A 19623-nucleotide genomic window follows, 5' to 3' on the forward strand; every position below is an offset into this window, starting at 1 on the left:
AAATGGGGCTGATACGCGCGGTATTTGATGCAGCCTTCAAGCAGGAAATGCGGCGTATGAAGCCCGTAGGCCCACGCTGGCCGCTGCTGCTCTTTCATGTAGATACAGGCGGGTGTGGCGGCTGCGGGATGGAGTTACAGGCCCTGCGTTATGCGCCGTATGATATGGAAGGTGCAGGTTTTGGGTTTGTCACCTCTCCCCGCAGTGCCGATGTGTTGCTGATAACAGGTGCGCTGACCCGTGCCATGGCTCCCGTTCTGGAAGCCGCATGGCAGGCTATGCCTACACCCAAGGGGCTGATTGCCGTAGGAAGCTGCGCGTTGGATGGCGGCATGTTTCCTGAAAATTATACGGTCTTGGGGGGGCTGGAGCGCCGGGTTTCCATAGACCTGAAAATACCCGGCTGCCCACCTGCGCCGCAGGATGTACTAAACGGCCTGTGTTCTTTGTTTGGTAAACAGGCCACGCCGCCCAAGGAGGCTGAAACCTCAGCTGTGTGAAGGGGCTGGCGTTTCGTCTATGTCGTCTTCATCGGTTTTGCAGGTCTTCCGCCGCTTTTTTAAGGCGTAGAAAGCTCAGGCGGCTCAAAGGCAGCAGAAAAACGTAAATCACACCTGCTGCTGCCAAGGCTGCCCACGGATCTGCCACCAGCACCACAGCATAAAGCCCAGTGCCCAGCATAAGGGGCAGAACATACTGGGCAGGTACCTTGAAGTTCTTGAACGACCATACCGGCAAAGTGGAAACCAGCAGCAACCCTGTGCTTGCCAGAGTAAGTGTGGGAATCCACGGCAGGCGTGTGAGCCGGTACAGCCAGTCTATGCCCAGTTTTTCAGCTTCCAGCCCTAAAAAGAGCGGGAAAAGCGCCAGCCCAGCCCCTGCAGGGGCTGGCACGCCGGTAAAGAAGTTGCTGGCATATTTGGGCTGATGATGTTCGCCATCCAGATTGGCGTTAAAGCGCGCCAGCCGAAGCGCCATGCACACGGTAAACATAATGCACGGCAAAAAGGCATACCGTCCGCCATCCTTCAGCGCCCAGAAATATAGCAGGAAGGAAGGGGCGACCCCAAAGCATAAAAAGTCGGACAGGCTGTCAAACTCGGCGCCAAAGCGGGTGGAACCGCGTAGCAGCCGGGCAATACGGCCATCCAGCCCATCAATAAAGGCGGAAATCAGCAGGGCCACGGCTGCGGCCTGAAAACGCCCATCCACCGCAAAGCGCATGCCCATAAGGCCACCGCAAAGCCCCAGCATGGTGAGAATGTTGGGAATAAGCCGGTTAAAGGACGGCCCACGTATTTTGCTGCGGACCCGCCGCCGCAAACGGCGACGACGGCGCGGTGGTTGAGAACTTTGCTGCGGAAGCGCAGAGGGAGGGGAAGGTTGTGTCACGATTGCTCTGTTTTACAACCGCGCCATGACGGTTTCACCGCCAACCATGGTCTGCCCGACAGAAACCAGAGGTTCCACACCCGGCGGCAGATACAGATCTGTGCGGGAGCCAAAGCGGATAATGCCAAAGCGCTCACCAGCTTCCACCTTGTCGCCTTCCTTTACGGAGCAGACAATGCGGCGCGCCACCAGCCCGGCAATCTGCACCACAGCCATCATGCGGCCATCAGGTAGGGTCAGGCTCAAGGCATTGCGTTCATTCTGTTCAGAAGCCTTGTCCAAGCTGGCGTTCAGGAACAGGCCGGGGTGATAGGCCACACGTGTAACCGTGCCAGCGGCAGGCATGCGGTTAACGTGCACATCCAGCACGGAAAGAAAGGTGGCTATCCGCCATACAGGTGTTGTGCCCATATCCAGCTCTGCCGGTGGGGCCACTTTTTCGATAGAGACAATGTGCCCATCTGCTGGCGCCACGGCCACATCGTTCCGGGCCGGAGTAACGCGTTCCGGATCGCGGAAGAAATACAGGCAGAAACCAAAAAAGCCTGCGCTGGCGTGGCCAACGCTGCGCAACACGGGGCAGCGCAGTTTACGGCCCGCCCAATAGGCCAGAGCTGCCGTGGCACCAGAGGCCAGAAGGAAAGGGCGCGCTTCCCGGTGCGGGCGCGCAACAACAAGTTTTAGCGAAGCAAGTAGCGACATGGAGTCATCCTTACGCGAAAGCCAACATGAAGGGAAGAAAACGGGAAGGCCCCAAGGAGTTCCTTCCCGCTTGGCCCGATGTTTCAGGCCATGGTCTTCAGGGTTTCACGCACGGCGGCAAAAGCGGCATCTGCTGCCTGCCCATCCGGGCCGCCAGCCTGTGCCATATCGCGCCGTCCGCCACCGCCTTTGCCACCCATGGCAGCACTGGCAGCACGCACAAGGGCTACGGCATCCACTTTTTCCACCATATCCGGGCCAATGGCGGCCACAACGCTGCCTTTGCCATCTGCGGTGGAAATCAGCACCACCACATCGGCATTACCCTGTTTAAGAATGGTTTCAGCCAGCCCCTTGAGCTCACGCGGCGGGGTTTCACCCACATTGCGGGTGGCCAGACGTGCCGCGCCAATTTTATCCACCCCGGCAGCAGCCACGTTGCCGGTAGCCAACTGGCGCTGCAAATGGGCAATCTGCTTTTCCATCTGGCGGCGTTCTTCAAGCACCGCGGCCAGACGTTCTGGCGCATCGGCCACAGAAACCTTCATCATCGCGGCCATCTGGGTCAGGCGCTGTTCGTTGGAAACAGTCAGATCCTGCGCGGCTTTACCTGCAACGGCTTCAATACGCCGCACGCCAGCGGAAACACCGCTTTCTGAAACAATGCGGAACTGCCCGATATCCCCCGTGCGGGTAACATGCGTGCCGCCGCAAAGCTCCATGGACCACGGATTCTTGTTATCCGTGCCAGCGCCCATGGACACCACGCGCACTTCATCACCATATTTTTCACCAAACAGGGCGGTTGCCCCTTCGGCAATGGCTTCATCCGGTGTCATGGAACGGGTAACAACCTGCGAGTTATCGCGGATACGGTTGTTCACTTCGGCTTCAATGGCCGCCAGTTCCTCATCCGTAATTGGGCGGGGCTGGCTTACGTCAAAGCGCAGGCGTTCGGCTGTGTTCAGGCTGCCTTTCTGGGCCACATGCGCACCTAGGTGGCGGCGCAGGGCTTCGTGCAGCAGATGTGTGGCGGAGTGATGGGCGCGAATGGCGCTGCGGCGGTCATGGTCCACTGTGGCGGTTACAGCCATGCCGGGACGCAGTGTGCCTTCCGTAACCGTGCCGTAATGCACGATCAGATCCCCAGCTTTTTTCTGCGTATCCGTAATGGCAACTTTAACGCCAGAGGCCGTCAGGAAGCCGGTATCACCGGCCTGACCACCACTTTCACCATAAAATGGGGTCTGGTTCAGCAGCACGGCCACTTCAGAGCCAACAGGGGCTTCTTTCAGGAATTCATTGCCAGCAATAACGGCCTGAACCTCACCATCCGCCTGTTCTGTGCTGTAGCCCAAAAATTCGGAAGCGCCGAACTTGTCACGCGCTTCAAACCAGATGGTTTCCACGGCTGTATCGCCAGAGCCTGTCCATGCTGCGCGGGCACGCTGGCGCTGCACAGCCATGGCATCTTCAAAGCCTTTTACGTCCACATCGTGGCCGGAGCCACGCAGGGCATCCTGCGTAAGATCGAGCGGGAAGCCGAATGTATCATACAGGCGGAAGGCTACATCCCCCGGCAGGGGTGCACCACTGGCCAGATGGGATTTTTCTTCTTCCAGCAAGTGCAGGCCACGGTCCAGCATGGCTTTAAAGCGTTCTTCCTCACCACGCATGGTTTCACGGATCAGGGCTTCACCATGCACCAGTTCAGGATACGCGCCCCCCATCTGCTGGATAAGGGCTGGCAGAAGTTTGTAGAATGTGGGTTCGGTTGTACCCATCATGTGCAGATGGCGCATGGCGCGGCGCATGATGCGGCGCAGCACATAGCCGCGGCCATCCTTGGCAGGCAGAACGCCATCGGCAATCAGAAAAGCAGTGGAGCGCAGATGGTCGGCTACAACGCGATGGCTGGCCTTGAACGGGCCATCAACAGCTTGATGCGTAAGATCTGCTGAAGCCTGAATAAGGGCAACAAACGTATCTGTATCGTAGTTATCGCGCTTGCCCTGCATGATGGCGGCAAAGCGTTCCAGCCCCAGCCCCGTATCAATGGAGGGGCGTGGTAGCGGAGAGCGCGTGCCCGGTGGGTCTTCGAAATACTGCATGAACACGAGGTTCCAGATTTCGACAAACCGATCCCCATCTTCATCGGGAGAGCCGGGTGGGCCGCCGGGAACATCCGGGCCATGATCGAAAAAGATTTCAGAGCAAGGGCCGCAGGGGCCCGTATCGCCCATCCGCCAGAAATTATCTGAAGTGGGGATACGGATAATGCGGCTGTCATCCAGCCCGGCAATGGAGCGCCACAGGCCAGCGGCATCTTCATCTTCTGCAAATACGGTGACCAGAAGCTTGTCTTTGGGCAGGTTGAAGCCCTTGGTGACCAGATTCCACGCAAATTCAATCGCTTCGGGTTTGAAGTAATCCCCGAAGGAGAAATTGCCCATCATTTCAAAAAACGTGTGGTGCCGTGCTGTATAGCCCACATTGTCCAGATCGTTATGCTTGCCGCCAGCGCGCACAACCTTCTGTGCAGTTGTTGCGCGCGAATAGGGGCGCGTTTCCTGGCCGGTAAACACGTTCTTGAACTGCACCATACCCGCGTTGGTAAACAGCAGGGTGGGGTCGTTCTTGGGAACTAGAGACGATGAAGGTACAATCTGGTGACCGTTGCTGGCAAAATACTCCAGAAAAGCGGTGCGAATTTCGTTTGTTGTCAGCATGGCGTGAGGCAGACGATCCTGAAACTGGTTGGGCACGTGATGCTTCCACTCTTGTGGCAAGGGGCCTCACGGCCAGATGAAAACGGCAAGGTTCTCTTAACCCGTGTGTCTGATGTAGCGCACCTGCGGCTGATCTGAAAGAGGGCAGAGAATAGCCCGTGATATGGGCAAATTACGCATCGGATTTCTGATGCGTGGAGGAAGGTGCAATTTCAACCGACATTTCTGCGAGTTCCAGCGCAGAAGCTGGCGGTTTTTCCCGAAATACAATTTTCTGGCTCATGCTGAAATTGGCCAGCATGCCTGCCGCGGCCCCAGCTGCCAGCGCCACAATAGGGTGCTGTATACAAAACGGAAAAATATAGAAAAGCAGGTAAACAGTGCCACGGTTTAGAAAAAAGCCAAGGCTGTTGGCGCTGAGAAACCTTAGCCATTGCAGAACAGGATGTTCATGATGGCCCGCGCCCTTAAAGGTCCATACCCGGTTTAAAACCCAGTTAAGTGTGGCGGCCACAAAATAAGCCACCAATGTTGCGCAGGTGAGCCCAATAAGCGGGCGGAGTGCGTAAACAGTACCAGAATCCCATACAAAACCAAGACTGCCCACCATACCAAACTTTATCAGGCGGATAAGCTTGGAAGCGGCAGAAGGAGAGGGCGCACTGGTCATGACATAAAGCTTTAGACTGGAATGCAGAAAAAGCAGACATAAAAAAAAGAGGTGCCCGAAGGCACCCCTCTTTTTTCCGAAACCGGAAACAGACCAAATTAGTGGAGGATGATTTCCACGCGACGGTTCTGAGGTTCACGGGTGTTCGGGCCGGTCGGAACCAGCGGATGAGCTTCACCATAACCGTGCACGTCAATGGCGGAAGCCGGAACGCCGTCACGGATCAGTTCTGCCTTCACGCTGTCAGCACGACGCAGGGACAGACCCAGGTTGTACTTTTCACCGCGCGGGCCAGGATGAGCAGCAGAGTTATCGGTGTAACCGTTAACTTCGATGCGGGTTGTCTGCACGTGGGTGGAAGCCTGAGCAGCTTCTGCCACGATCTGGCGAGCGCGACCGGTCAGGACAGACTTATCCCAATCGAAGAATACCAGGTAGGAACGTGCGGGCAGCGGAGCCGGAGCAGCAACAACCGGAGCCGGTGGCGGCGGCGGCGGAGCTGTATCGAACGCATAACGCAGGCCCAGAATGAACTGGTGGTTGAAGCGGTGATCGAAGTTCACGTTACCGCCGGTGCCCTTGGAACCGGAGTAATGGAACGCGCCGTCCATGAAGGAACCCGGCTGACCGATCATGCGGTATTCCGTGGTGACCTGGAAGCCCGGGATGCCCGTGTCATAAGCGGCACCGACGATACCCTGGTAAGCGAAGCCACCGTTTGTGCCACCGATGCGGGTATGACCAGCGCCGTGAGCATAGTTGGTGTCAATCGGGTTGTAGTGCTGCCACAGGTAACCGGCACCAACACCAACAAACGGCGTGACAGGCGCATCAATACCGAACTGCTTCAGGTCGATATCATACAGCACGTTCACGAAACCACCGTAGGACTGATCAGACCCACGGGTATGACCCGGCAGGGATGTGCCCGGACGGTGGTCAATGTTGGAGTAGTTGTAAACGCCTTCAACTTCAGCGCGCAGGCCGTTGCCGAAGCCCCAACCAAAAGCACCAAAGCCGGTGAAGCCCGTGTTATGGCGCAGCTGAGAGGAGGTTCCGCCCGGAGGAGGGCCGCCAGCGTTAGCACCGTTGAGGTGAGCATGCTGGTTCTGAACCAGGTTATAACCACCGGCCACGTTTACATACGGGCCTGTAATCGTGGTGGCAGATGCGGCCGCCGGAGCCGCTGCCATCAGTGTCGTTGCAAGTAACGCCGTGCGGAGACGCATTTTTTGGTCCTCAATTTTTCATCTGTTCGACTAACCCGCCAACCATTTCAGCGGGCAGGTCCAGCTAGATGCCTAAAGCCGTATAAAACGATCAGTTCCAAAATAGAAACCCGAACCTTCATACTCTTAGTGATTACAAGCCATAACCGTGTTGTATTTGCAACAGTTCATTTCGTGGGACGAATATGTTTCTGACGCAAAAGTATTTCCACAGTTTCTAGCCCTTTCCATAACATGTTGCAAATGCATGTATCTCGCCCTCATTCCCGCCTGATTAAGGCGGAATTGCGGCAAGGTGACACATTTACAACCTGCTGCCTTACAACCGTGTGTGGCTGCCGCTTTTAAGCCACGCTGCCGTCTGCTTCCAGCACCTCTCTTACAGCCGTTGCGGGCACATCCCGCGTGGTAAATGCCTGGCCGATTCCATGTGCCAGCACAAAGGACAGGCGCCCGTCCTGCATCTTTTTATCACGCTGCATATGGTCCATCAGGGCCTGCGTGTGGAAGGTGTAAGACAGGTCTCGGATATGTGCGGGCATACCCAAAGCTTCCAGATGACGGTTGACGCGTTCCATATCGGCGCGGGGGCATAGGCCCAGACGCACAGAAAGCGCAAAGGCCAGATTTAGCCCGATGGAAACAGCCTCGCCATGTAAAAGGCGGCCATCGTAGCCCAATTCGGCTTCCAGCGCATGGCCAAATGTGTGGCCCAGGTTCAGCAGGGCGCGGCCATTGCTTTTTTGCTGTTCGCGTTCATCAGCTGCCACAACGCGGGCCTTGAAGGCACAAGCCTGCTGTACAGCCATTGCCAGTGCTTCGGGGTCTTGGTCCAGCACGGCAGCGCCATGTTCCTCACACCATGCAAACAGGGCTTCATCCCCAATCAGGCCGGACTTCACAATTTCGGCATAACCGGCCACCAGCTCGCGGCGCGGCAGGGTGGCAAGGGTGGAAACATCTGCCAGCACGCATAGTGGCTGATGGAACGCGCCCAGCAGATTCTTGCCCCACCGTGTGTTGATGCCCGTTTTGCCACCCACTGAAGAATCGACTTGCGAGAGCAATGTGGTGGGAATTTGCACAAAGGGTAGGCCGCGCAGGGTGGTGGCTGCCACGAATCCGGCAAGATCGCCCACCACGCCGCCGCCCAGCGCAACAATGCTGGTGCGGCGCTCAATGCCATGTTCTAAAATGTTATCTGTCAGTTTCTGATACATCTCCAGACACTTGGTCTGTTCCCCTGCCGGTACACGCAGACTGCGAGAGGTAATGCCAGTTTCTGCCAGCGCAGCTTCCAGCTGCTCCAAATAACGTGGTGCCACGTTCTCATCTGTAATGATGACAACCTTTTTCTGTGGCAGCACAGGGGCCAGCAGGGCACCGGCGCGGCTGATCAGATTGGTGCCGATAACCACATCATAAGATGTATGCGCCAAGGTTACAGGCAATCTGAGCGGACGGCGCGAAAGGACAAGGGATTCCATAACGCGCGTGGTTGTTTGCTCCACGTTGTTGTCTCCACAATCAACAATAATATCCGCTTCGGCATAAACCGGATGGCGGATGGCCATAAGGTTTTCCAGCACTTCACGCGGGGATGTCGTGTTCAGCAGCGGGCGATGCGTGCGCCCGCTTACGCGGCGTACCAGCACAGGCAGGGGGCAGCGCAGCCAGATGGAAATAGCCCGCTCACGCACTAGGGCGCGGGTGGTGGAATCCATAAATGCGCCACCGCCGGTGGCCAGCACCATGGGGGGGCCTTCCAGCAACCTGCGAATCACCCGCCGCTCTCCATCACGAAAAGCGGCTTCGCCATACAGGCGAAAAACATCGGCGATGGAGCAGCCTGCCGCGCGTTCTATTTCCACATCGGCATCAACAAATGGCAGGCCCAGACGGGCAGCAAGGGGGCGGCCAATGGTGGTTTTTCCGGCGCCCATAAGCCCAACAAGCACAATGCTGCGGCCAAAGGGAATGATGCCAGAACCGTGGCTCCGGCTGACCCGTTCCAGATCAAGCGGAATGGGTGGTGGGTCCGTTGTTTCGGAGTGGGGAGAAGAGATACGTGATGACATGGAACACAGCTTAACATACAGCAGACAGAACACACCTATATCAGTTAAGGGAGCCAAGCTGCATGAACCGCACGGTTCTGATTGTTGCCGCCGCAGTGTTTGCGGTTGTTCTGGGCGGTTTTGCCGCGCTGGGCGTAAGCGCACATCCACCTATTCCTCAGCCAGTGCATCGTGATCTGCCGCTGGCTGCTCCGGCTACATCTGCTGCCGCCACAAGCGTGGCTGTGCCTGCTGCCCCCGCAGCGCCTGTGGTTTCGGCTGTGGTGCCAGCAGCACCTGCACAGCCCACCATTACGCCTGCTGCGCCTCCGGCCCCACCTGCGGCTGTTGCACCGCCTGCCGCTGTGGCCCCTCCGCCGCCAGTTGCGGCACCTGCACCAACAGCGCCCGCACCGGCAGCCCCAGCGCATCCGTAAGTCATGATAAGTGGGGGTGTTGATCTTTTTCTGGAGATGCTGGCAGCCGAGCGTGCGGCCGCCCCCAACACGCTGGCTGCCTATGAGGCGGATCTGACCTCCTGCGCTGAAAGTCTGGCGCGGGAGGGGCAAACCCTGCAAACAGCCACCACCGAAGGGTTGCAAAACTGGATGGCCGCATTGGTGGGCAGCGGGCAAGCGCGGCGCACAGTGGCACGGCGTTTATCCTGTATCCGGCAATTCTATCTGTTCTTGCTGCGTGAGGGGATGCGGGCGGATAACCCGGCTGCCCATCTGGATAGCCCCAAACCCCGCACACCTCTGCCGCGTTTTTTATCCGAATCGGAAGTGCTGGCGTTGCTGAACGCCTGTACGGAACCGGCTGGGGCATCCTTAGCCAAAAAACGGCGCGGCATTTTGGCCAAGGCTGCCCTGGAGCTGCTTTATGCCTCTGGCCTACGTATTTCAGAACTGCTGGCGCTGCCCCGCAAGGCCGTGGCGGGGGATCAACGCATGATCATGGTGCGCGGCAAAGGCGGGCGGGAACGGCTTGTACCGCTTTCAGACAGTGCGCGGGAAGCTGCACAGGCTTTGCTGGAAGTGGATGCGCATCTGGAAAGTCCATTCCTTTTCCCCGGTCGGGACCCTGCAAAACCTATGACACGGCAGGCGTTTGATAGGGTTTTACATACAGTGGCCCTACGGGCGGAAATTGATCCGGCGCGTCTTTCCCCCCACGTGCTGCGCCATTCCTTCGCGACGCATTTGCTGGCGCATGGGGCAGATTTGCGCGCCTTGCAGATGTTGCTGGGGCATGCAGGCATTGCCACCACCCAGATTTATACACATGTGCAGACAGAACGCCTTAAGCAGGCTGTGCAGGCGCATCATCCTTTGGCGGCGGATTCTGCGCACACCAAGTAAAAAATCGACACTCAGATATGTTTGGTTGCACGAAGTGACTTGGTTTTACACGTCATTGTGCTATCGGCTTGTGCATGCGTCAGTTCCTGGATTTTGAAAAGCCCGTCGCCGAACTTGAAAACAAGATCGACGAGCTGCGGCAAATGACTGACCCTGAAGGGGTCAACATACAAGAAGAAACAGCCCGTCTTTCTGAAAAGGCGGAAAAGCACCTGCGTGCCATCTATGCCAAGCTTACGCCGTGGCAGAAGGTGCAGGTGGCCCGCCATGCGCAGCGGCCCCACACGCAGGACTATGTCAATGCGCTGATAACAGACTTTACGCCGCTGGCGGGGGACCGTCTGTTTGCAGATGACAAGGCTGTTATTGGGGGCATGGGCCGCTTTGATGGTGTGCCTGTTATGGTGATCGGGACTGAACGCGGTTCAGACCTTGAAACCCGGCTCCAGCATAACTTTGGCATGGCGCGCCCAGAAGGGTACCGCAAGGCGCAACGGCTGATGAAAATGGCCGGGCACTTTAAAATGCCGATTCTAACCTTTATTGATACCGCTGGCGCATGGCCCGGTATTGATGCCGAACAGCGCGGACAGGCCGAAGCCATTGCCCGCTCCATTGCCACCTGTTTTGAAGTGCCCGTACCGCTTGTAGCCACTGTTATTGGTGAAGGTGGCTCTGGCGGGGCTGTTGCACTGGGTGCGGGGGATAGGGTGATGATGCTGGAAAACGCCATCTACTCCGTTATCTCGCCCGAAGCCTGTGCTTCCATTTTGTGGCGAGACCCCAAACAAGCCAGTACGGCTGCAGAAACATTGCGGCTGACCGCGCAGGACTTGCAAAAGCTGGGGCTGATTGACCGGATTATTCCAGAACCGGTTGGCGGCGCGCAGCGTGAACCTGCAGTGGCGATAGAATCTGTAGGCAAAGCACTGAAGGAAGAATTGAAGGCGCTGCTGCCAATAGCTCCTGCACGCCTTAAGGAATTGCGGCGTGAAAAGTTTTTGGCAATGGGGCGTGAAGCCCTGAGCTAACAGAGCGTTTTCTGTTTTCCCGCTGAAATCAGGCCAACGGGAAAATGCCATACAGCATCAAACAGGCGGTTCACCTTCCATAGGGGTGCCGCCTTTTGTTTTGATAAGATCATGAATGGCGCTGGCGGCTTCATCCACTTCGGCCCGGTTCTGCCCTTTGGCAACAAGGGCCACGCCCCGCCGTCCGTCTTCCCGATGGAAAGGGTAGGAGCCAATATCCAGATCCGGAAAACGATTCTGGATCGCTTCCAGCCCATCAGCCAGCGTGCCTTCAAAAAGCGATGTTGTGTGCCATGTGCGTGAAAACACCGGTGCGCCTTTTTGCAGGCTGGGGGCAAGGCTATCAAACATACCGCGCATAATGCGGGGCACGCCTGCCATAACGTGCACATTGCCAATGCTAAAGCCGGGGGCCAGTGAAACCGGGTTTACAATGGGTGTAGCCCCCTGTGGTAGCTTGGCCATGCGCTGGCGGGCAGCGTTAAACTCATCTGGCCCGAAATAGGTTTCGAGCAGTTTGAAGGTGGGCGGATGAATCTCCCACGGCACACCAAAGGCTTCGGCCACGCAGGGGGATGTAATGTCATCATGCGTGGGGCCAATGCCACCGGTGGTGAAAACCTCATCATATTTTGCGCGCATTTCTGTCACGGTGTTGATGATGGTTTCCCGAATATCGGGAATCACACGGATTTCACGCAGAGGAATCCCCAGTTCACCCAAGCGGAGGGCCAGAAACTGGATGTTTTCATCTTTTGTGCGGCCGGAAAGGATTTCGTTGCCAATAAGAATAAGGGCGGAAGTGCGGCGCATGGGGTGGGCCTGTCCTTTGCTGAAGCCTTCTTGATTAAGGAATAAAGCATGAAACGCAGGACTGCTAACGTCAATGATATGGTAAAATTTGTCTCTATCCATCCTGTGCTGCGCGTTTTTGGATTGACCGCAGCGTGTCCAGTTCATAGCTTCCCGCCATGTCAGAAAGCCGATCTGTTCCCGTTTCCGATCTTCCGCGTGCCTGGCCTTTTGAGGAGGCGCGCAAACTAGCCGATCATGTTGGGGTGCGCAGCATTGCCAACGGTGAGGACGATGCACGCCCGGCGTTGCTGGAAACGGGCTATGGCCCTTCCGGCCTGCCGCATATTGGCACGTTTGGCGAGGTTGCGCGCACATCCTGGGTGCGGCAGGCCTATACAGCCCTAACAGGCCGCCCCTCGCGCCTGCTGGCTTTTTCCGATGATATGGATGCCCTGCGCAAGGTGCCCGATAACGTGCCCCAGCGCGATATGCTGGAAAAATATATTGGCCAGCCTCTTTCCCGTGTGCCGGACCCGTTTGGCACGCACGAATCGTTTGCAGCGCATAACAACGCCCGCCTGTGCGCATTTTTGGATAGCTTCGGCTTTGAATACGAATTTGCGTCTTCCACCCAGTATTATACCTCCGGCCGGTTTGATGCCGCACTCCGCCGCGTGCTGGAAGTGCATGATGAGATTCTAAAGGTTATTCTGCCCACCTTGGGGCCAGACAGGCGCGCCACCTATTCCCCCGTTTTGCCGCTTCACCCACGCACGGGTGAGGTGATGCAGGTGAAGATGGACGCCATAGATGCCGCTGCGGGCACTGTGCGCTGGACAGATCCTTCAAACGGTGAGGTGTTTGAAACACCCGTAACCGGCGGCCATGCTAAAATGCAGTGGAAGGCTGACTGGGCTATGCGTTGGTATGCGCTGGGTGTTGATTATGAAATGTCTGGCAAGGATCTGATAGACAGCGTGCGGCTTTCTGGCCGTATCTGCAAGATTCTGGGCGGCACACCCCCCGCAGGGCTGACATATGAGCTGTTTTTGGATGAAAACGGTCAGAAGATTTCCAAATCCAAAGGCAACGGGCTTTCTGTTGAAGAATGGCTGCGTTACGCCCCGCCGGAAAGCCTTGGGCAGTTCATGTTCAACCAGCCGCAGAGGGCTAAGCGGTTGTATTTTGATGTCATCCCCAAAACGGCGGATGAATATCTGACACATGTTGATAAGGCCAAGGTTCTGCAGGCCGAAAACCCCAAGGGGAATGACCTGCGCGCCAACCCGGCATGGTTTATCCATAAAGGCCATATTCCTGAAGATGCCGGCAGCCCAGTGCCGTTTAGCATGTTGCTGAACCTTGCCAGCGTGGCCAATGCAGAAACGCCAGAAGTGTTGTGGGGCTTTATCCGCCGGTATGATGCTGCTGTCTCACCCGAAACGCACCCCATGCTGGCGTGTCTGGTGAAGCATGCAGTAGTGTATTACGCAGATTTCGTGCGCCCGACCAAAACCTTCCGCGCGCCAACAGAGCAGGAACGCGCCGCCCTGAGCGATCTGGCAGAATGCCTGCGCGGGTATGAGGGTGAGGCCGCAGATGCCGCCACATTGCAGAACCTTGTGTTTGAGGTTGGCAAGCGCCATGCGTTTGAACCGCTGCGCAGCTGGTTTACCTGTTTGTATGAAGTGCTGCTGGGCCAGAAGGAAGGGCCACGCTTTGGTGGTTTTGTGGCCCTGTATGGCGTGGCAGAAACCGTGGCGCTGATAGATACGGCGCTCCTGCGTGAGACGCAGGTTTAAAACGTAGCGCCGCAAGTTACATGACGCAGACCTCACCCCCACCAGCTCCTCCCCCTTCGCTTTCAGGCAGAGGGAGATGGAAAAAGTGGCTTAAGCATCTGCCGCATATTCTTGGCTTACTGCTTATGGTGGCTGCCATTGTGGTGGTGCAGCACGAACTGCGGCACCTGCGCATTTCAGACATCCGCCACGCCATGGAGGCCATTCCGGCCCGACAGATGTGGATGGCGGTTGGCTGCACGCTGCTGTCTTACTTTATCCTCTCTTTTTATGATCAACTGGCCGTCATTCAAGTTGGGTATAGTAAGCTGCCTTTCCGGCGTGCGGCTTTTGCAGCGTTCTGCTCTTATGTGCTTTCGCACAATCTGGGCTTTTCTGCTGTGTCCGGTGCTGCGGTGCGGTACCGGCTTTACCGTAATTGGGGCGTTAATTCCTTTGCCATAGCCCAGATTATTGCCTTCTGCTCCGCCACTTACCTACTGGGGGCTGCGGTGCTGATAGGCGCCGTGCTGATCTGGGAACCAACAGTGTTGCCGGGTATTGGCCACCGCGTGCCAGCATCTGTGCTGGCGGTTATTGGTGCGCTGATGTGGTGCGGCGTTGCTGCATATATCGGCATGGCGTTCAAGGTGCGGGAGTTCCGCTTTCGCAAATGGGTGGTGGAGCTGCCGTCTCCTCGTATGGCCATCATGCAGACATTGGTGGCTACGGCAGAGGTGGCCGCCACAGCCAGCATTGCTTTTGTGTTGCTGCCTGCCGGTACCGGGGTGGATTTTGGCTCGTTTCTGGCCATTTACATAGCTTCTTATACAGCCGGGCTGGTGGCCAGTGTGCCGGGCGGTCTGGGTGTGTTTGATGGCGCCATGTTGCTGGCATTGGGCCCATATATGCCCGCGCCGCAGATTTTGGGCATGGTGCTGATTTTCCGGCTTTTCTATTACATTATTCCGCTGTTTCTGGCGGGGATCATGTTTTCCGGGCATGAGCTGTTTTTGCGTGGTGACGCCGCGCTGGCAGAAAAGAAAAACCGCAAGATACAAAAAAGCCCCGATGCGCCAGCGGCTCCAGCTCCCGCACAGCGCAGGCCCAGCCAGGTGGTGCGGGAAAGTGAAGCCGCTTTTTCTGTGGCTGTGGCAACGGGCACGGTTTCATTTTGCGGGGTGATGCTGATTTGTCTGGTTATGCTGGACCCCGTGCCCAAATTTGCCATGGTGCCAGAAAGCCTGCTGACAATGGCCCGTGTGGGGGGCAACTATGTGCTCTCTCTTATGGGGGTTGTGCTTATCAGTCTGGCTATCGGGCTTTCCCAGCGGGTCACGCTGGCATGGCGCGGGGCGCTGTATCTGTTGCTTACGGCTGCTGTGCTTACGTTTTTGCGTGGCAATACATTTTTTGTGCCGGTTATGCTGGGGCTTTCCGCACTGTTTATTGCGCCTTTCCGCTCCTGCTATTACCGACATGCCCGGCTTTTGAGCGAGCCTCTGTCCACCGGTACGTTGCTTTCCCTGCTGCTGCTGTTTGGGTGCGTTATTGCACTGGCAACGCGGCATGATACATCAGGCAGCTGGTGGCAGATGATGCTGGCAACACAGGCGCGGGGCTCGGTGCGGTGGACAATCGCCCTTTCCGTAGGGTTGGCGCTCATTGTTGTGGCCCGTCTGATGTGGCCGGGGCGCATTGCCGTGCGTGAGTGGGATGAGGATGCCTACACGCATTACAAAAATCTGGATCACGCCTTGCCGGATATTCAGGCTTTTCACCCTCAGGGATATGTGACGGGGGAGGCGGGGGAGGCCATTTTGCCGCTTTATCGGCGTGATGCCTATTTGGTGGCGTTGGGTGACCCGGCGGGAGAAGAAACAGACAGTATTTCCGCTATCTGGAAATTGCGGGATCTGGCTTTGCAGGAAGGCCTGAAACCTGTGTTCTGGCAGGTGGGTCATGACTTCCTGCGTATTTACGATGATATCGGATTAAGTGTATGGGCACTTAATGATGGCAGCGGATTTAATTTCTGCTATCCAGCAGATGATATCGGGCAGGCATCACGGTTTGTAAAAAAGTACAAGGGTGGTGCAGGCAATTTGGTGCCATCAGATTTTTCATGATCAAATGGTGTTTCCTTGGGTAGCGGGCAGATGCCTTAGACAAAGTGGTAAGGGGTTATGTCAGCTCATTTTCCCGCAATGCTGTTAACGGCAACAGCATTCACATCTTCCATTTCCTCGTTTCTGCTGGCGTTTCCTGCGCTGTTTTCCATTGTAAACCCGTTTGGGGCGGCGCTTATTTTTGCGCAGGCCACCGCGGGCCGTTCTCAAACGGAAATTATGGCGCTGGCGCGGCTGGTGTCTTTTTATTCCTTCTGCCTCATTATGGTCTCGCTCTGGTTAGGCAGCATCGTACTGGCGTTTTTTGGCATTACCGTTAACGCCCTGCGTGTTGCAGGCGGACTGGTTGTAGCCGTGCGTGCGTGGGATTTATTGCAAAGCCCGGAAACGGTTGAAGCCCAAAAGGAAAAACAGGCTCTGCAAGGTGGCCGCACTGTTATGGCACCTAACTGGGCAGATGCTGCGTTTTTCCCGCTTGCTATGCCCTTTACGGTAGGGCCGGGCACCATTGCCGTGGCGATTGCCCTTGGTTCGGGTTGCCCATCAGATGAACCTTTCTGGGCTTACAGCATAGGCACCACCTTGGCAGGCGTTTGCGTGGTGGCCATTGTGTGGGCGGCCTATTCTGGCGCAGATAAACTGGTTTCCATGCTGGGGGTAACAGGCACGCGTATTGTCAGCCGTATGGCTGCGCTGGTTCTGCTGTGCATTGGTGTACAGATTTTGGCGGCTGGCGTGCAGGGCTTTGCCACAGATATGTGGCGGCACCTGCTTGCCGTAAAAGTGCACGGATAACACGCTTAAAGGGCGTTACTCTGCCACCAGTTGCGTTACACAGCTTTCATATGCACCTAGCACGTGTTGCAGGCGCTCCAGCTGCGTACCTGCCTGTTCAGCAAAGCCAAAGGGTGGGCGCACAATCAGCAACCCTGCGCCATTGAGCTGGTCCGGGTTATGGGGTGGGCGCATAAGCAATTCCGCCACGCAGATATTGCGAATACCGGCACCCACCAACGTTTCATGAAAAATACGCACTGGTGTGCGATGCTTGATGGGGTACCAGATGGCAATAATGGCATTGGCAAAGCGTGTTTGAATAGTTTGCACAGCTTGTGCAAGACGATTAAATTCGCCTTGTTCCTCAAATGGCGGATCAATCAGCACAAGCCCGCGTTTGGCTGTTTTGGGGGGTAAGAGGGCGCGCAGGGCTTCGTAAGCATCGCGCTCATGCACGGTTACATTCGGAGTATTAGTAAACAGCCGATAGAGGGTACGCTTATCCTCTGGGTGTTTTTCGCAGCAGATCAGCGTATCCTGAGCCCGCAGCATTTGTGCAATAATGAGCGGAGATCCGGGATAAAACTGAGGGCCGCCTGCCAGCCTGACCTGTGCTAGCCAATCAGCCAGTGGGCTTGATGGAGGTTCATCCCACAATTTGCCAATGCCATCGCGCCATTCCTGCGTTTTTTCGGCTTCTGGGCTGTGCAGATCATAGCGCCCGATTCCGGCATGTGTATCCAGCACCATAAAGGGTGCGGGTTTGCGCAAAAAACTTTGCAGCAGGGTAACAAGTAGGGCGTGCTTCATGCAGTCGGCAAAGTTGCCGGCATGATAGGCGTGGCGGTAATTCATGTAGGCAACCTCTTTATTTTATTAAGTTAGAATATTTTTCTCAAATATTATTCACAAGAAAAATTGGCAATAGACGAAGTTGATATCATGATTAATTAATGAGTATATGATGGATATTATTACATGATAACTCGATTTATTAATTTTCGTACACGTTATTCTTAATTTTAATTCTGTGCCCATCAAATAAAGTAAAAATGTTTCTCTGTGTTAAATAATTATTTCATAACTGTCTATATTTGACAGATAAGAATGTAGGTTTCTTTCTTGGTGGGTTTGAAATATAAGAATGTTTACAAGAGCAGGCAAAGCTAGAAACAACTATAAGGTATATTCATTATGATTATTCAGGATTTTCATGGTAATTTCCTGTCCGTTGTAAATGGACATCTTGTTTCGACCCGTAAAAAATCTGATCTCGGTGTGATGATTTCCGGAAAAAACTTTATTTTTTACGATAAAAATCAATTTGAGAATTTTTCTGTTTGCGAAGGAGGAAGAAGTGTTTGTGGGCATGCATTTGCGGCATCCATAAATGAAGATGGAAATATAAGTTTTCTCCACTTGGAAACAGGAAAAATATTATCTGGAATACCTTGTCAAGAAGATCATGATTATCAGGTCTGTGGATTGAGAGATGAGAAATATGACTGGGAAATATTTTCCATTCATCTTGAATCTGATGCAGAAAACATAGAAGACGTTATAGAAGAGCGTTTTTTTTGCAATCCAGGTTCAATAACGGTAGCAGAAATTACTAAAATAATAGAAAGCAAATTATCAGATAGAAAAAAGAAGATATTGCTTTCTGCCCTGTTAGCTGCATTTGAACTCGATTTTCAAAAACCGCTTTGTGAATGTATTGAAAAAATAGACGTTTTTTCAAAAATTATTATTGATCTTCTTGTAGATAATGAAGAGATAAAAAAATCTCTCATAGAACTTATGCTTTGGATGAGATTAGGTCGGGGTGAAGAATATTATTACGATATATCAGGAAAGTTTTTGGGTTTTGATAAAACGAGCCATAGTGGATATGAATTAAATACAGAAGAAACCCTCCTTCATTGTCTGAGAAGAAATATTTCTCCAATAAAAAAATCATGTATTGTAACAACCATAAAAAATGAAGGTGTTTATATACTTGACTGGATAGCTCATCATAAAGCTATGGGTTTTGAAAAAATATTTATTTATAGTAATGACAATACTGATAATTCAGATAATTTATTGAAAATTTTGTCGGATAAAAAAATAATTACATGGTTAAAAAGTACGGCTGCTCCGGGTGCTAATGCTCAGGGGCAAAGTTATTCTCATGCTTTGATGTTTAATAAAGAAATATTAAACTATGAATGGTCAGCTTTTGTTGATATGGATGAATTTTTCTGTGTCAATAAATCAAAATTTTTCAATATTAATGAATTTCTTCTTTGGCATAGCCAATCCAGAGAAGATTGTATTTGTATAAATTGGTGTTTTGTAAGTCCGAGCAATCAAAGCCGTTTTCGCCAAGACCCCATTTTTTCCAGATTTGATGTATATGGTGGCATAGATCAGCACATTAAATCCTGCTTCAGGCCGCATTTCTTTCATGGTTCTCATCCTCATTACCCAATATCAAGCAGTATTTATAATCCTATCTTTGTGGAATCTGATAAATCAGCGCATACATCTTTGCTGGGTCCTATTAGAGGAGAGAAAGCTTTTTCTGATTTCCCAACAGGGTCTGATGCAATAGTTTATCATTATTTTCTAAAATCAGCCGAAGAGTTTGTGTGGAAATTTTCTCGAAATAGAGGCGATTATCCTAATGTAGTTGATGATATCTATATAAATATAGAAGATATGGTATCTTTCTCTTCTCACTTTTTTCAGGAATATAAACAGACTCATAGTAACGAGACCGGAAAATTGATGCTTGCATCTCGTGAAGAGAGCATAAAAGAACGAGAAAAATTACTGGAAGATGCTGATATTTTACATGCGTATAATTTAATATTATCTTCTTACAAAGAAAGAATGGAGAAATTGTTACAATTATGTAAAACCTATGAGGGGAAATACGAGAATTGTAGCCGTCTTCTAAATATAATAGAAAACGATTAATAGGTC

The 19623-nt window shown here is 54.0% G+C and carries 15 protein-coding genes and 1 pseudogene; 8 read left to right on the top strand and 8 right to left on the bottom strand.

Annotated elements, in window-relative coordinates; all coding sequences use genetic code 11:
- Positions 1-2 precede the first annotated feature (2 nt).
- Complete coding sequence (locus CSR02_RS07320) at positions 3-500, top strand: NADH-quinone oxidoreductase subunit B family protein (protein WP_042788533.1); 498 nt, start codon at positions 3-5, stop codon at positions 498-500.
- On the opposite strand, the pseudogene CSR02_RS07325 reads toward CSR02_RS07320, so the two are convergent.
- From CSR02_RS07325 to aroB, 6 genes and pseudogenes are all read right to left on the bottom strand, one after another.
- Positions 489-1392, bottom strand: a pseudogene (locus CSR02_RS07325) (CDP-alcohol phosphatidyltransferase family protein). The gene CSR02_RS07320 and the pseudogene CSR02_RS07325 sit on opposite strands and share 12 nt — an antisense overlap.
- A 12-nt stretch (positions 1393-1404) precedes the next feature.
- Positions 1405-2094 (bottom strand): phosphatidylserine decarboxylase, encoded by a 690-nt coding sequence (locus CSR02_RS07330; RefSeq protein ID WP_042788536.1) that lies wholly within the window; start codon positions 2092-2094, stop codon positions 1405-1407.
- 83 nt (positions 2095-2177) lie between these two features.
- Entirely contained in the window at positions 2178-4823 is a 2646-nt protein-coding gene (alaS, locus tag CSR02_RS07335; protein ID WP_099541138.1) for an alanine--tRNA ligase, read from the bottom strand.
- A gap of 172 nt (positions 4824-4995) precedes the next feature.
- Positions 4996-5493 (bottom strand): GtrA family protein, encoded by a 498-nt coding sequence (locus tag CSR02_RS07340; RefSeq protein ID WP_099541085.1) that lies wholly within the window; start codon positions 5491-5493, stop codon positions 4996-4998.
- A gap of 98 nt (positions 5494-5591) precedes the next feature.
- Positions 5592-6722, bottom strand: coding sequence for an OmpA family protein (locus CSR02_RS07345; protein ID WP_042788538.1), 1131 nt, complete (start codon positions 6720-6722; stop codon positions 5592-5594).
- A gap of 344 nt (positions 6723-7066) precedes the next feature.
- A complete protein-coding gene (aroB, locus tag CSR02_RS07350; RefSeq protein WP_099541139.1) occupies positions 7067-8800 on the bottom strand; it encodes a 3-dehydroquinate synthase in 1734 nt (577 codons plus the stop codon).
- 62 nt (positions 8801-8862) lie between these two features.
- On the opposite strand from aroB, the gene CSR02_RS07355 reads away from it, so the two are divergent.
- The 3 genes from CSR02_RS07355 to CSR02_RS07365 all read left to right on the top strand — a co-directional run bounded on the left by CSR02_RS07355 (position 8863) and on the right by CSR02_RS07365 (position 11171).
- Positions 8863-9216, top strand: coding sequence for a hypothetical protein (locus CSR02_RS07355; RefSeq protein ID WP_042788539.1), 354 nt, complete (start codon positions 8863-8865; stop codon positions 9214-9216).
- A 3-nt stretch (positions 9217-9219) separates the two neighbouring features.
- Positions 9220-10140 (top strand): site-specific tyrosine recombinase XerD, encoded by a 921-nt coding sequence (locus CSR02_RS07360; RefSeq protein WP_099541086.1) that lies wholly within the window; start codon positions 9220-9222, stop codon positions 10138-10140.
- 74 nt (positions 10141-10214) lie between these two features.
- Entirely contained in the window at positions 10215-11171 is a 957-nt protein-coding gene (locus tag CSR02_RS07365; RefSeq protein WP_042788541.1) for an acetyl-CoA carboxylase carboxyltransferase subunit alpha, read from the top strand.
- A gap of 57 nt (positions 11172-11228) precedes the next feature.
- On the opposite strand, the gene CSR02_RS07370 is transcribed toward CSR02_RS07365, so the two are convergent.
- Entirely contained in the window at positions 11229-11984 is a 756-nt protein-coding gene (locus CSR02_RS07370) for a competence/damage-inducible protein A (protein WP_042788593.1), read from the bottom strand.
- Positions 11985-12142: 158 nt separating this feature from the next.
- Here CSR02_RS07370 and CSR02_RS07375 point away from each other — a divergent pair, with 158 nt between their 5' ends.
- From CSR02_RS07375 to CSR02_RS07385, 3 genes are read left to right on the top strand one after another with little or no spacing between them, the layout of a single operon-like run.
- Positions 12143-13768, top strand: a complete 1626-nt coding sequence (locus CSR02_RS07375) for a lysine--tRNA ligase (protein ID WP_099541087.1) — start codon at positions 12143-12145, stop codon at positions 13766-13768.
- A gap of 20 nt (positions 13769-13788) precedes the next feature.
- On the top strand, positions 13789-15876 hold the full coding sequence (locus CSR02_RS07380) for a lysylphosphatidylglycerol synthase domain-containing protein (protein WP_099541088.1): 2088 nt from the start codon (positions 13789-13791) through the stop codon (positions 15874-15876).
- Between the two features lie 57 nt (positions 15877-15933).
- Positions 15934-16671, top strand: a complete 738-nt coding sequence (locus CSR02_RS07385; protein ID WP_042788547.1) for a MarC family protein — start codon at positions 15934-15936, stop codon at positions 16669-16671.
- Positions 16672-16686: 15 nt separating this feature from the next.
- On the opposite strand, the gene CSR02_RS07390 is transcribed toward CSR02_RS07385, so the two are convergent.
- Complete coding sequence (locus CSR02_RS07390) at positions 16687-17508, bottom strand: 23S rRNA (adenine(2030)-N(6))-methyltransferase RlmJ (RefSeq protein ID WP_099541089.1); 822 nt, start codon at positions 17506-17508, stop codon at positions 16687-16689.
- Between the two features lie 339 nt (positions 17509-17847).
- Here CSR02_RS07390 and CSR02_RS07395 point away from each other — a divergent pair, with 339 nt between their 5' ends.
- A complete protein-coding gene (locus CSR02_RS07395; RefSeq protein WP_099541090.1) occupies positions 17848-19617 on the top strand; it encodes a glycosyltransferase family 2 protein in 1770 nt (589 codons plus the stop codon).
- Positions 19618-19623: the final 6 nt, after the last annotated feature.

This window comes from Acetobacter pomorum (assembly GCF_002738225.1).
Taxonomy (GTDB): Bacteria; Pseudomonadota; Alphaproteobacteria; order Acetobacterales; family Acetobacteraceae; genus Acetobacter; species Acetobacter pomorum.

Coding starts and splice junctions, on each gene's coding strand:
- CSR02_RS07380 (WP_099541088.1), top strand. CDS start 13,789: ATGACGCAGACCTCACCCCCACCAGCTCCTCCCCCTTCGCTTTCAGGC.
- CSR02_RS07320 (WP_042788533.1), top strand. CDS start 3: ATGGGGCTGATACGCGCGGTATTTGATGCAGCCTTCAAGCAGGAAATG.
- CSR02_RS07365 (WP_042788541.1), top strand. CDS start 10,215: ATGCGTCAGTTCCTGGATTTTGAAAAGCCCGTCGCCGAACTTGAAAAC.
- aroB (WP_099541139.1), bottom strand. CDS start 8,800: ATGTCATCACGTATCTCTTCTCCCCACTCCGAAACAACGGACCCACCA.
- CSR02_RS07390 (WP_099541089.1), bottom strand. CDS start 17,508: ATGAATTACCGCCACGCCTATCATGCCGGCAACTTTGCCGACTGCATG.
- CSR02_RS07385 (WP_042788547.1), top strand. CDS start 15,934: ATGTCAGCTCATTTTCCCGCAATGCTGTTAACGGCAACAGCATTCACA.
- CSR02_RS07360 (WP_099541086.1), top strand. CDS start 9,220: ATGATAAGTGGGGGTGTTGATCTTTTTCTGGAGATGCTGGCAGCCGAG.
- CSR02_RS07330 (WP_042788536.1), bottom strand. CDS start 2,094: ATGTCGCTACTTGCTTCGCTAAAACTTGTTGTTGCGCGCCCGCACCGG.
- CSR02_RS07340 (WP_099541085.1), bottom strand. CDS start 5,493: ATGACCAGTGCGCCCTCTCCTTCTGCCGCTTCCAAGCTTATCCGCCTG.
- CSR02_RS07345 (WP_042788538.1), bottom strand. CDS start 6,722: ATGCGTCTCCGCACGGCGTTACTTGCAACGACACTGATGGCAGCGGCT.
- alaS (WP_099541138.1), bottom strand. CDS start 4,823: ATGCTGACAACAAACGAAATTCGCACCGCTTTTCTGGAGTATTTTGCC.
- CSR02_RS07375 (WP_099541087.1), top strand. CDS start 12,143: ATGTCAGAAAGCCGATCTGTTCCCGTTTCCGATCTTCCGCGTGCCTGG.
- CSR02_RS07395 (WP_099541090.1), top strand. CDS start 17,848: ATGATTATTCAGGATTTTCATGGTAATTTCCTGTCCGTTGTAAATGGA.
- CSR02_RS07370 (WP_042788593.1), bottom strand. CDS start 11,984: ATGCGCCGCACTTCCGCCCTTATTCTTATTGGCAACGAAATCCTTTCC.
- CSR02_RS07355 (WP_042788539.1), top strand. CDS start 8,863: ATGAACCGCACGGTTCTGATTGTTGCCGCCGCAGTGTTTGCGGTTGTT.